At 67.9% G+C, this 12,322-nt stretch carries 9 protein-coding genes, 1 pseudogene and 1 riboswitch; of the genes and pseudogenes, 4 read left to right on the forward strand and 6 right to left on the reverse strand.

Features of this window, described 5'->3' with window-relative positions; translation table 11 throughout:
* Window positions 1–2 precede the first annotated feature (2 nt).
* Window positions 3–1,681, forward strand: a pseudogene (locus BN3385_RS05440) (SulP family inorganic anion transporter).
* Here the strand turns inward: BN3385_RS05440 and BN3385_RS05445 are convergent.
* From BN3385_RS05445 to thiC, 6 genes are all read right to left on the reverse strand, one after another.
* Window positions 1,657–2,874, reverse strand: a complete 1,218-nt coding sequence (locus tag BN3385_RS05445; RefSeq protein WP_059015583.1) for an APC family permease — start codon at window positions 2,872–2,874, stop codon at window positions 1,657–1,659. The pseudogene BN3385_RS05440 and the gene BN3385_RS05445 sit on opposite strands and share 25 nt — an antisense overlap.
* Before the next feature lie 192 nt (window positions 2,875–3,066).
* Window positions 3,067–3,327: a DoxX-related protein gene (locus tag BN3385_RS05450; protein WP_059015584.1), complete on the reverse strand. Its 261-nt coding sequence runs from the start codon at window positions 3,325–3,327 to the stop codon at window positions 3,067–3,069.
* Window positions 3,328–3,345: 18 nt separating this feature from the next.
* Window positions 3,346–4,830: a flavin-containing monooxygenase gene (locus tag BN3385_RS05455; protein ID WP_059015585.1), complete on the reverse strand. Its 1,485-nt coding sequence runs from the start codon at window positions 4,828–4,830 to the stop codon at window positions 3,346–3,348.
* Between the two features lie 49 nt (window positions 4,831–4,879).
* Window positions 4,880–5,527 (reverse strand): alpha/beta hydrolase family protein, encoded by a 648-nt coding sequence (locus BN3385_RS05460; protein ID WP_059015586.1) that lies wholly within the window; start codon window positions 5,525–5,527, stop codon window positions 4,880–4,882.
* Window positions 5,524–6,360, reverse strand: coding sequence for a bifunctional hydroxymethylpyrimidine kinase/phosphomethylpyrimidine kinase (thiD, locus tag BN3385_RS05465; RefSeq protein ID WP_059015587.1), 837 nt, complete (start codon window positions 6,358–6,360; stop codon window positions 5,524–5,526). Before thiD ends, BN3385_RS05460 begins: the two co-directional genes overlap by 4 nt.
* A complete protein-coding gene (thiC, locus tag BN3385_RS05470; protein ID WP_059015588.1) occupies window positions 6,357–7,940 on the reverse strand; it encodes a phosphomethylpyrimidine synthase ThiC in 1,584 nt (527 codons plus the stop codon). The genes thiD and thiC overlap by 4 nt, the downstream gene beginning before the upstream one ends.
* Window positions 7,931–8,047, reverse strand: a riboswitch (TPP riboswitch). (Overlaps the previous gene by 10 nt.)
* A gap of 135 nt (window positions 8,048–8,182) precedes the next feature.
* Between thiC and BN3385_RS05475 the strand changes: the two genes are divergently transcribed.
* The 3 genes from BN3385_RS05475 (at window position 8,183) to BN3385_RS05485 (ending at window position 12,321) form a co-directional block, all read left to right on the forward strand.
* The gene (locus tag BN3385_RS05475; RefSeq protein WP_059015589.1) at window positions 8,183–9,037 is read left to right on the forward strand and encodes a hypothetical protein; all 855 of its coding nucleotides are present in this window, start codon (window positions 8,183–8,185) and stop codon (window positions 9,035–9,037) included.
* A 178-nt stretch (window positions 9,038–9,215) separates the two neighbouring features.
* Window positions 9,216–10,931, forward strand: coding sequence for an MFS transporter (locus tag BN3385_RS05480; protein ID WP_059015590.1), 1,716 nt, complete (start codon window positions 9,216–9,218; stop codon window positions 10,929–10,931).
* A gap of 148 nt (window positions 10,932–11,079) precedes the next feature.
* Window positions 11,080–12,321 (forward strand): MgtC/SapB family protein, encoded by a 1,242-nt coding sequence (locus BN3385_RS05485; RefSeq protein ID WP_059015591.1) that lies wholly within the window; start codon window positions 11,080–11,082, stop codon window positions 12,319–12,321.
* Window position 12,322 lies beyond the last annotated feature (1 nt).

Here is a 12,322-nt window from a genome sequence, read left to right on the forward strand (position 1 = left end):
TCATGAACTGGACGGCCCTGGCACCTGGGCTGGCGCAGTTCCGGGGGTACCGACCGTCCTGGCTGCGCGGTGATATCGCGGCGGGCCTGACCGTGGCCGCCTATCTGGTGCCGCAGGTGATGGCCTACGCCACCATCGCCGGGCTGTCACCGGTGGCAGGACTCTGGGCTGCCGTGCTGCCGCTGGCGATCTACGCCGTGCTGGGCACCTCGCGCCAACTGTCCGCGGGTCCGGAATCCACGACGGCACTCATGACAGCGACGGCTTTGGCCCCGCTGGCCGGTGGCGACCCGGGCCGCTATGCGGCGCTGGCCGCGATGCTCGCCGTCCTGGTCGGGGTGTTCTGCTTGGTCGGCGGGCTGATCCGCCTCGGCTTCCTCGCCGACCTGCTGTCGCGGCCGGTCCTGATCGGCTACATGACCGGGGTCGCCGTCATCATGATCGGCAGCCAGCTCGGCAAGCTCACCGGCGCACCGGTCACCGGCGACGGCATCGTCGATCAGGTGCGCTCGCTGGTGTCCTCGCTCGACCATGTGCACGGACCACCCTCGCCTTCTCGGCGGCGGTGCTGGCGGCGCTGCTCGCGCTGGCCCGCTGGTTGCCCCGGTATCCGGGGCCGTTCATCGCGGTGCTGCTGGCCACTCTGGTGGTGGCCGTGTTCTCGTTGGAGGACAAGGGAATCCGGGTGGTCGGCCAGGTACCGGAAGGGCTACCCGCCTTGGGTCTGACGCTCATCCCGTGGCATGACGTGGGCACGCTGGCCGCCGTCGCGGGTGGCGTCGCGATCGTGGCCTACTCCGACACCGTGCTGACCGCCCGCACCTTCGCCGCCCGGCAACGCGGGTACGTCGACCCCAATGCGGAGCTGCGGGCGCTGGGCGTCTGCAATATCGGATCCGGCCTCAGCCACGGCTTCCCGGTGAGCTCTAGTGCCAGCCGCACGGCGCTGGCTGATCTGGTGGGTGGCCGGACCCAGGTGTATTCCCTTGTGGCACTGGGCCTGCTGCTCGTGGTGATGCTCACCGCGCACGGTCTGCTCGCCGAGTTCCCCACCGCGGCCCTCGGGGCGCTGGTGGTGTACGCCGCGTTGCGGCTCATCGACCTCGGCGAGTTCCGGCGGCTGGCCCGCTTCCGGCGCAGCGAGCTCATCCTGGCGCTGCTGACGACCGTCGCCGTGCTCGGCCTCGGTGTCCTCTACGGGGTGCTGGCCGCGATCGGCTTGTCGATCCTCGACCTGCTGCGCCGGGTGGCCCGCCCCCATGACAGCGTGCTGGGTTTCGTACCGGGTCTGGCCGGGATGCACGACATCACGGACTACCCTGAGGCACACCTCGAGCCGGGACTTCTGGTCTATCGCTACGACGCTCCGCTGTTCTTCGCCAATGCCCAGGATTTCCGGGCCCGGGCCATGGCCGCCGTCGACGAAAACCCGGACCCCGTCGAGTGGTTCGTGCTGAACTCCGAAGCCAACGTCGACGTCGATCTGACCGCCCTGGACGCGCTGGACCAGTTGCGTGCCGATCTGGCCGCTCGTGGCATCGTTTTCGCCATGGCACGCGTCAAGCAGGAATTGAAGGTCCTGCTCGAAGCCGCGGGCCTGCTGGACAAGATCGGCGAGGACCACATCTACCCGACGCTGCCCACCGCGGTGGAGGCCTACCGCAACCGGCGCACCGCATAGACGACGGCACCGATCGCCAGCAGGGCAGCGCCGGCGAGCACCGAAGGTAACGGCAGGGCGAACGCCAGCACCACGCAGCCGAGCAGGCCCGCCGCGGGAATCACACCCGCCCTCAGCGTCCATGCCGAGGCGTTGGCGACGGCGTAGTACACCAGCACCGCGAACGACGAAAAGCCGATCACCCCACGCACATCGGCCACAGCGGCCACCGCAGCGACCACCACACCAACAGCCACCTCGGCCCGGTGCGGCACTCCGAAGCGCGGATGAACCGCGGCCAGACCGGCCGGCAGGTGGTGATCGCGCGCCATCGCAAGGGTGGTTCGAGAGACTCCGAGGATCAGTGACAGCAGCGATCCCAGCGCAGCGACGGCCGCACCAACCCGCACCACCGGCTCGAACCCGGCGGCACCCGCTGCGCGCACCGCGTCGGCCAACGGTGCTGCGGCACTGGCCAACTGGTCCGGACCCAGCGCGCTGAGCACGGTCACCGCGACCACGGCGTAGATCACCAAGGTCAGCGTGAGAGCGATCGGGATGGCCCGCGGGATGGTCCTGGCCGGGTCGCGCACCTCCTCGCCGAGTGTCGCGATGCGGGCGTAGCCGGCGAACGCGAAGAACAACAGCCCGGCCGCCTGCAGCACGCCCAGTGGTCGGGCATCTCCGAGTGCCAGCCGGGCCGGGTCGGTCGCACCCGAGAAGGCCACGGCAGCAACGACTCCGATGAGGACCGCCAGAACCACCGCCACGATGATCCGGGTGAGCAGGGCGGACTTCTGCACCCCGCGATAGTTCACCACCGTCAGCGCGGCCACCGCGGCCACCGCGATCGCGTGGGCGTAGGGAGGCCAGACGTACAGCCCGACGGTCAGCGCCATGGCCGCACACGATGCCGTCTTGCCGACCACGAAACTCCAGCCGGCCAGGTAACCCCAGAATGGCCCGAGGCGTTCGCGTCCGTAGACGTAGGTGCCACCGGACTGCGGATACAACGCGGCCAGCCGCGCCGAGGACGTGGCGTTGCAGTAGGCCACCACCCCGGCCAGCGCCAAGCCGACCAGCAGCCAGGATCCGGCCGCGGCAGCCGCCGGCGCCAATGCCACGAAGATGCCGGCGCCGATCATCGAGCCCAGGCCGATCACGACGGCGTCGCCCGTGCCGAGCCGGCGGTGCAGTGTGCTCACGGCGGGCATGCTAGGCGCTGGACATGAATGCGGACCGGCGTGGGAGCGGAATCCGCCCCCATGCCGGTCCGGCACGGTCCCCCGACCCGGATCAGCGTGGCATCCTCATGAGCCAACGGCTTACGGCATCGCCGTGCCCGATCAGGGTATGTCAGAAATCTGACGAGGTCGTCAAACTTGTTGAAGTTGTGACCTTCGGATTCAGCGGTTGCGAGCGATGTTGGCGCCGAGATAGGCGCCATACGCCAGCAATCCGGCCACCGCGAGCTTACGGGTCTTCGGCACCACCAGGGCCACGCCGATGGCGGTTTCGATACCGCCGTTGATGTAGGTGTGCTGCAGCGTGTTCTCGGGGAAGGCCTGTGCGGACACCGACTCGTAGAGCTCCGGGCGCACGAAGTGCGACAGCCCGGTGGCGGCCACGACCGCTCCGGCCAGCTTGATCAAACCCTCTGCAGCCATCGACGTCCTCTCGTAGTGCTAGTTGATGCGGTAGTCGCTGATCGGATAGGTCGAGGCCTCGCGCACCGCGGCGCGCGTGGACATCGGCCGCAACAACGTCGCCTCACCGCTGGGATTGAAATAGTACGACCGGGCCGAGGTGCAGTTGCCGTTGGTGAACAACGTGTCCCCGAGCAGTTCGGTCATCCGGTCGAGGTAGCGGTTGTTGGCGTCCTCGGTGATCTCGAATGTGCTTGCGCCACGACGCTTGACCTCGCCAAGCAGGCGGTCCATGTGCCGCATCTGGTATTCCATCGAGTTGAAGAAGTTCAACCCGAGGAAGGCATACGGGCTGGCCAGGCTCAGGAAGTTGGGGAAGTAGGGCACCGCCACGCCCTGGTAGGCCTGGAACCGGGTCTCCCGCCACCACTTTCCGAGGTTGCGGCCGTCGCGGCCGATCACCTCGAAGGCCGGGAAGTTGGCCTCCCAGATGTCGAAACCGGTTGCCAGGACCAGGGTGTCGATGACGGCCTTGGTGCCGTCGTTGGCCACGATGCCGTCGGCCTCGACGTGGTCGATCCCGCTGGTCTGCAGGTGCACATTGGGCTTGGTGAATGTGCGGTAGTACTTGTTGGAGAACGTCGGGCGCTTGCAGCCGAAGTCGTAGTCCGGGGTGAGCTTGCGGCGAAGTTCGGGGTCCCGGATGGTGGCGAAGCGCCACATCTTGGCCAGGTCGGCGGCGGCGATGGTGATCCGCCCGAAGTGCTTCTGGTGCAGCACCCCCACGTAGACCATCCACTCGTAGAGTGCATCGGTCACCGCGCGCAGGGCGCGCTGGGTCAGCGGCACCCGCGCGAACAGGCGCTTGGCCCGGGCCGAGAACTTGATGTCCACCTTGGGCACCACATAGATGGCCGTGCGCTGGTAGACCGTGAGGTCGGCGGCGTCCTTGGCCAGCTCCGGGATGACCTGGACCGCGGTGGCGCCGGTGCCGATGACGCCGATCCGGCGGCCGACCGGGTTGTAGGAATTATCCCAGTCGGCGGTGTGCACGACCGTGCCCTCGAAGGTGTGGATACCCGGGATCTCGGGCGTCTTCGGCTGGGAGAGGAACCCGGTCGCGGTGATCAGGTACCGGGCGGCCATCGTCTCGCCGCCGGCCAGGGTGACCCGCCATAAGGTGGCGTCCTCATCCCAGCGCGCGCTCTCCACCGTCGCGTTGAACTTCATGTGCCGGCGGATGTCGTACTTGGCCGACACGTCGTCGGCGTACTGCTTGATCTCGGCACCGGTGGAGAACAGCCGGTTCCAGTTCGGGTTCGGCTCGAAGAAGTACGAGTACGTGGTGGTCGGGACGTCGACGGTCAGGCCGGGGTAGTGGTTGACGTACCAGGTGCCGCCCAGATCGTCCTCGCGGTCGAGGATGACGAAGTTGTCGAAACCCAGCTTCTTGAGCTGGATCGCTGCGCCGATTCCCCCGAAACCGGCGCCGACGATTATCGCGTCGAACTGCTGCTCGGTCATGAAAAGACCGTACCTGACCGGCCGGTAACCTCCGCGGACCAGCGGAGCCTCAACCGGTGGGACCAAGGTCCCCCGCGCTGGTCAACGCCGCCAGCGCAGCCTCGACTGCGAGCGCGGGCACATCGAGCGTCTTGGAGCCCAGGTCGTGGCGGGCGCCGGTGATCTCGACGATCCGCACCGGGGCCGGGATCAGCCGGGCCGCCTCCCGGAGTTCGTCGATGGTGCCGAACGGGTCGGCCGTGCCCTGGGTGAACACCGTCGGCGCGGTGATGGCACCGAAGTGCTCGGTGCGCAGCCGGTCCGGCTTCCCGGGCGGATGCAGGGGATAGGAGAACGGGGTAAGCAACGCCACCAGGCCGGGGTTCTCCGCGACCACCATCGAGGTCTGTCTGCCGCCGTAGGAGTGACCACCGGCGATCACCGGCCCATCGGCCAGCCCGCGCGCCACCGCGATGGCCTCGACGATGCCGTCGCGGTCACCGGCCGCCGATCCCGACGGTGGCCCCTTCGGCCGTCGGCGGCGATACGGCAGGTTGTAGCGCACCGCCAACCACCCCTGCGAGGCCCAGTGGTCGCAGATCCGGATCAGCATTGGTGACTCGCGGCTGCCGCCGGCGCCGTGGGTGAGCACCACCACCCCGGCCGGGGTGCCGTCGGGCTCGTGCGCAACACCAGCGATGTCGTCGAGCCCGGTCATGCCTGCAGCCGCCACAGCGCCGATACCGGTCCGTGCCCGCCGCCGAGCGGGTAGGCCGCCCGCAGGCATTCGGTGACCCAGGCCTTACCGAACGCCACCGCCTCGGGCATCGAATAGCCATGTGCCAGTGCGCACGCCGTCGCCGCACCCAGGGTGTCGCCGGCACCGTGGTCGTGGCCGGTGTCGATCCGCGGCGCGTCGAATTCGTGGAAGTCCGTCCCGTCGTAGAGCAGGTCCGGGCTGTGCGTCGACCCGCGCAGGTGACCGCCCTTCACCAGCGCCCACTGCGGGCCCAGGTCGTGCAGTGCCTTGGCAGCGTCACGCTGGGTGGTGTCGTCGACGACGTCGATACCGACAATGAGCCGGACCTCGTCGAGGTTGGGCGTGACCAGGCTGGCCAGCGGGAACAGCTCGCTGCGCAGGGTCTGCAGCGCTGAGGGATGCAGCAGCGGGTCGCCGTGCATGGAGGCGCACACCGGGTCGACGACGAACGGGGTGGTGCCCGCCAGGCCCAGATCGCGCCAGGTGCCGGCCACCGTCTCGATGATGGCCGAGGACGCCAGCATGCCGGTCTTGGCGGCCTGGATTCCGATGTCGGTGGCCACCGCTTCGATCTGTCCGGCGATCACCTCGGTGGGAATCTCGTGAAAACCCTTGACGCCCAGCGAGTTCTGGACGGTGACGGCGGTGACCGTCACCAGTGAATGCACGCCGAGCAGGGCGAAGGTTCGCATGTCGGCCTGGATGCCGGCACCGCCGCCGGAGTCGGAGCCGGCGATCGTCAGCACCCGCGGCGGAGTCTGGGTCGGCGGGGTCAGCGGCAGGAAGTTCACGGCACTGAGTGTTCCAGAGGGATGTACACCTGGTTGCCGTGTGCGGCGAACTCCTGCGACTTGGCCGCCATGGCGTCACGGATGTCCTGCGTGATCCGCATCGAACAGAACTTCGGCCCGCACATCGAGCAGAAATGCGCGGTCTTGGCCGGCTCGGCCGGCAGGGTTTCGTCGTGGAATTCGCGGGCGGTGTCGGGATCCAGCGACAGTGCGAACTGGTCGTTCCAGCGGAACTCGAAGCGCGCCTTGGACAACGCGTCGTCACGCTGCTGTGCCCGCGGGTGCCCCTTGGCCAGATCGGCGGCGTGGGCGGCGATCTTGTAGGCGATCACCCCGTCCTTGACGTCCTTGCGGTTGGGCAGGCCGAGGTGCTCCTTCGGGGTGACGTAACACAACATGGCGGTACCGGCCTGGGCGATGATCGCCGCGCCGATGGCCGAGGTGATGTGGTCGTAGCCGGGCGCGATATCGGTGGCCAGCGGTCCCAACGTGTAGAACGGCGCCTCGTCGCACAGCTCCTCTTCGAGGCGGACGTTCTCGACGATCTTGTGCATGGGCACGTGGCCGGGCCCCTCGATCATCACCTGCACGCCAGCGCTTTTCGCGATGGTGGTCAGCTCGCCGAGGGTGGCCAGTTCGGCAAACTGGGCTTCGTCGTTGGCATCGGCGATCGAGCCGGGCCGCAGCCCGTCACCGAGGGAGAACGTCACGTCGTAGCGGGCCAGGATCTCGCAGAGTTCGCCGAAGTTGGTGTACAGGAACGACTCCTGATGGTGAGCCAGGCACCAGGCGGCCATGATGGAGCCGCCGCGGCTGACGATGCCGGTGACACGCTTGACGGTCAGCGGGATGTGGCGCAGCAGCACCCCGGCGTGCACGGTCATATAGTCCACACCCTGCTCGCACTGCTCGATCACGGTGTCGCGGTAGACCTCCCAGCTCAGCCGGGTGGGGTCACCCTTGACCTTCTCCAGTGCCTGGTAGATCGGCACGGTGCCGACCGGGACGGGGGAGTTGCGCAGGATCCATTCCCGGGTGGTGTGGATGTCCGCGCCGGTGGACAGGTCCATGATGGTGTCGGCACCCCAGCGGATGGCCCACACCATCTTGTCGACCTCCTCGGCGATCGAGGACGTGACGGCCGAATTGCCGATATTGGCATTGACTTTCACCCCGAAGGCTTTGCCGATGATCATCGGCTCACACTCGGGGTGGTGGTGGTTGGCCGGGATCACCGCGCGGCCGCGGGCGACCTCGTCGCGGACCAGTTCGGCGGGCACGCCTTCGCGGGCAGCGATGAACGCCATCTCGGCGGTGATCTCCCCGGCCCGGGCGCGCTGCAGCTGGGTGCCCCGGTCCCGGATCACCCCCGGTCGGGCCGGCAGCCCGGCGCGCAGGTCGATCGTCGCCTGCGGGTCGGTGTAGGGCCCGGAGGTGTCGTAGAGGTCGACGTGCTCGCCGTCGGTGGTGCTCACCCGGCGAAACGGCACCCGGGCGCCGCCGCCGACGTCGCGGTAGACCTTCGTGCTGCCCGCAATGGGGCCCGTGGTGACGGTGGGGTCGACAAACAGCTCGGTCATCGTTCACTCCCTACGCCGGCATTACCCGGACAGGTTCCTACGGTCGACGGCGCCTGATTCAGCCGTCCTCTCAGCGCACTTGGGTGTGCGCTCCCGTGTGTGTAGTTGTCAGTTCCCCACAGTAGCCCACGCCGCGGCGCGCGGCCGAGCCACGAGTTTCACGTTTTGCAGCGGTCCACTCGATCTTCCGCTGCGAAACGTGAAAGTCGATCTTTGTCGGTGCCCGGTGACACGCTCCCGCCATGCCCAAGCGGGAGGTGTTCCTCGGACGCGAGGCGCTGACGGCTGGCAGGCTCACCAGGAGTGAGCTGGTCCGCTGGTACCAGCCGCTGTTCCGCGGCGTGTACATGCCCAAGGACTCGGCAATCACGCTGTGGGACCGGGCGAAGGCGGCATGGTTGGCGACGGGTCGTCAGGCCGTGGTCACCGGTGTGGCGGCATCCGGGCTGTACGGCGCGAACTGGGTCGACGCGAACACCACCGTCGAACTGATCTCACCGCGGCACGCGCGGTCCCAACCCTGCCTGGTGGTCCGGCAGGAGTCGATCGCACCGGATGAGGTCACCACCGTTGCGGGTATCCCCGTCGTGGTGCGCGCCCGAGCGGCATTCGATCTCGGCAGGCACTTGGCCCGTGGTGACGCGATCGCCCGGCTGGACGCGCTGATGCGCAACCAAGTGTTCTCAACCGAAGATGTTGCGCTCCTCGCCAAGCGGTATCCCGGAGTGCGCGGTCTGAAGCGGCTGGCCGAGGCGCTGCCACTCGTCGACGGCGGCGCGGCCTCGCCGCAGGAGACCCGGCTGCGGCTGTTGTACATCGATGCGGGCCTGCCGCGTCCTGAAACCCAGGTACCGGTGTTCGACGGCCGGCGGTCGGTGCGCCTTCTCGACCTGGGGTGGGAGCGCTTTCGGGTCGGCTCGGAGTACGACGGCGATGTACACCGCACCGACCGCCGCTCCTACGTGAAGGACGCGCGACTACGCCCGGTGATGGACAGTCTCGGGTGGGCGGTCGATCACGTCATCAAGGAAGACCGCGATGACGAGATCGTCGAACGCACCCGGCGCCATCTTCTGTCCCGCGGTTGGAAGCCCTGAGCGGCGCGCGCCGGGATCGAGTTTCACGTTTTGCGCGGATGTACTCGTCTTTTCGCTGCACAAGGTGAAATTCGATGCGGATTGGCCTGAAAAGATTTGTATAGCTAACATATGCGTTATTGCGCCGTCGGCGCCCGATGCTGCTACTGATTGATTGCTCACGAAACGAGACGTGCCCGTGACCACCGAGATCGACGCTGCCGAGATCGAAACCGACCGCCGCCGGCGGCGGATGGACCACGACCACCCGCACTACAAGTGGGTGGTCCTGTCCAACACCACGCTGGGCATCCTGCTGGCGGCCGTCAACGCCTCGATCGTGCTCATTTCGCTGCCCGCCATCTTCCGCGGGATCGGCCTGAACCCGCTGGCGCCCGGCAACGTCAGTTACCTGCTGTGGATGCTGATGGGCTACCTGGTGGTCACCGCCGTGCTGGTGGTGCCGTTCGGGCGGCTGGGCGATATGTTCGGCCGGGTCCGCATCTACAACATCGGCTTCGTGGTGTTCACCCTGGCCGCCATCGCCTTGTCGTTCGATCCGTTCCACCTCGACGGCGGAGCTATCTGGTTGATCGCCTGGCGGGTGATCCAGGGAATCGGCGGCGCGATGCTGATGTCATCGTCGTCGGCCATCCTCACCGACGCGTTCCCCGCCAACCAGCGCGGTATGGCGCTGGGTGTCAACATGGTCGCCGCCGTGGCCGGCTCGTTCCTGGGCCTGCTGATCGGCGGCGTGCTCTCCGAAATCCATTGGCAGGCCGTGTTCTGGGTGGGCGTACCAATCGGCATCATCGGCACCCTGTGGAGTGTGCGGTCGCTCAAGGAACTGGGGGTGCGCAACCCCGGCCGGATGGACTGGGCCGGCACCGTCACCTTCGGGGTGGGGCTGACCGTGCTGCTGATCGGGATCACCTATGGAATTCAGCCCTATGGCGACTCCACCACCGGGTGGACCAATCCGATGGTCCTCGGTTCGATCGGCGCCGGGCTGCTACTCCTGGTGGTGTTCTGCCTGATCGAATTGCGGGTCCCGGAGCCGATGGTCGACATCCGGCTGTTCCGCTCGGCAGCGTTCGGCATGGGCAACCTCGCCGGCCTGATGTCGTCGGTGGGTCGTGGCGGGCTGCAGTTCATGCTCATCATCTGGCTGCAGGGCATCTGGCTTCCCTTGCACGGCTACAGCTTTGAGTCGACTCCACTGTGGGCGGGTATCTATCTGCTGCCGGCCACGTTCGGGTTCCTGGCTGCCGCGCCGATCGCCGGCTCACTGGCCGACCGCTTCGGGGCCCGGCCGTTCACCGTCGGCGGCATGGTGCTGATGGCAGTTACCTTCGTCGCGCTGCTGCTGATCCCGGTCAACTTCAACTACTGGGTGTTCGCGGTTCTGGTGTTCCTCAACGGCCTCGGCGGCGGCATCTTCACCGCGCCCAACACCGCGGCCATCATGTCCAGCGTCCCGGCCGCCCAGCGCGGTGCGGCATCCGGTGTTCGCGCGACGTTCTTCAACGCCGGATCGTCGCTGTCCATCGGTATCTTCTTCTCGCTCATGATCGTCGGCCTGGCCAACACCCTGCCCGACGCCATGAGCAAAGGCCTTCAGGCCCAAGGAGTCTCAGCCTCAGTGGCCCACGAGGTGGCCAACATGCCACCGGTGGGCAGTCTGTTCGCGGCGTTCCTCGGTTACAACCCGATCGCCGAACTGCTGGCGCCCTACAACGCGCTGAATCAGCCGGGCGTCAACGCTGAGGTGCTGACCGGCAAGACGTTCTTCCCGAACCTCATCATCGAACCGTTCCACGCCGGGCTGGTGGTGGTGTTCGGGGCGGCGGCACTGATGATGGTGGTCGGTGCGATCGCCTCGCTGTTCAACCCCGGTCGTTACGCCGAGGACTAGCTGCGCTGTGTCGAATCACCGTTGATCGTGGTGACTTTCGACTCTGCCTCTCGCTGCAGCGAGCACGCTAGGCTGTCCCGCAGGTCGGCTGCATGAGGGAGGACGGCGCCGTGGGCCGAGAAGTCCGCCGGGTCGTCTGCGACCCGCTGTGACGTGGCAGCAGCTGCAGCCGTTCCTGGTGGCGCTGGCCATCGGGCTGCTGCTCGGATTCGAGCGCGAACGCAGCCATAACCGCACCTTGCCCGCCGGGTCGCGGTCCTTCGCTCTGCTGGCCCTCGCCGGTGCGCTGGCCGCGAGTGTCGATATCTGGCTCGTGGTGGTCGGGCTCCTCGGCGTCGGGGCACTGCTGGCGCTGGCCTATTTCCGCACCAGCGAGGACGATCCGGGCACCACGACGGAGATCGCCGCGATCGTCGCCTACCTGCTCGGCGCGCTCGCCTACACCAGGCCCGCCATCGCCGTCGCGCTCGCCGTGGTGGTGACCGCGCTGTTGGTGTCCAAGTCCCGGATCCACCGGTTCGCCCGGGAGATCGTCAGCGAGGTCGAACTCGAGGACGCCATCAAGTTCTTCGTGGTGGCGTTCGTGGTGCTGCCCTTGTTGCCCGACAAGGGAATCGGGCCGTACGGCGTGCTCAATCCGGCCAAGATCTGGCTGCTCGTCGTCCTTCTCACCGGAATCGGCTGGGTCGGCTACATCGGTGTACGCGCGCTCGGCCCACAGCGGGGTCTGCTGGTGACGGGGCTGGCCGGCGGGTTCGTCTCCGCGTCGGCCACCACGGCCTCGATGGGACGGGTCAGCCGCACCGGAACCGGCCTGCGTGCTCCTCTGGCTGGTGCGCTGCTGGCCAGCCTGGCGACCTTTGTGCAACTGCTGGTGGTGATCGGGCTCGTCGACCTCGACGTGCTACGCCGACTGTGGATACCGGTGGTGGCAGGACTTGTCGTCCTGCTGGGTGTCGCGGTTCTGGTGTACCGGGGCGCGGCCCGCGACCAGCCCGCTCCCGCTCCCGACGCGGCACCGGCGAGCCGGCCGTTCGCCCTGCGCCCCGCGCTCATCCTGGCCGCGTTGCTCACCTTCGCCCTGCTCGTCGGGCGTTGGGGGGCAGACGTTTTCGGACCCCAGGGTGCCGTGCTGGCCGCCTTCGCAGCCGGTCTCGCGGATGCGCACGCCGGATCGGTGGCGGCGGCGAGTCTGGCCGCCAAGGGCGACATCAGCGTCGACACCGCACTGCTGTCGGTGGGTGCGGCCCTGGGGTCCAACCTGATCGTCAAGATGGTGCTGGCGTTCACCGCCGGAGGCCGCCGCTTCGGGGTGGGCTTCGTCGCCGCGATGGCCGTGCCTGCGCTGGTGTTCGCCGGCGCGTTGACCGTCGCGGTGCTGCGCGGCTGAG

Source organism: Mycobacterium sp. M26, assembly GCF_001494595.1.
GTDB lineage: Bacteria > Actinomycetota > Actinomycetes > Mycobacteriales > Mycobacteriaceae > Mycobacterium.

Bases quoted from the DNA above. Each gene is read 5' to 3' on its own strand.
- BN3385_RS05450 (WP_059015584.1), bottom strand. From the start codon at position 3,327: ATGGCTGCAGAGGGTTTGATCAAGCTGGCCGGAGCGGTCGTGGCCGCC.
- BN3385_RS05455 (WP_059015585.1), bottom strand. From the start codon at position 4,830: ATGACCGAGCAGCAGTTCGACGCGATAATCGTCGGCGCCGGTTTCGGG.
- BN3385_RS05460 (WP_059015586.1), bottom strand. From the start codon at position 5,527: ATGACCGGGCTCGACGACATCGCTGGTGTTGCGCACGAGCCCGACGGC.
- thiC (WP_059015588.1), bottom strand. From the start codon at position 7,940: ATGACCGAGCTGTTTGTCGACCCCACCGTCACCACGGGCCCCATTGCG.
- BN3385_RS05475 (WP_059015589.1), top strand. From the start codon at position 8,183: ATGCCCAAGCGGGAGGTGTTCCTCGGACGCGAGGCGCTGACGGCTGGC.
- BN3385_RS05445 (WP_059015583.1), bottom strand. From the start codon at position 2,874: ATGCCCGCCGTGAGCACACTGCACCGCCGGCTCGGCACGGGCGACGCC.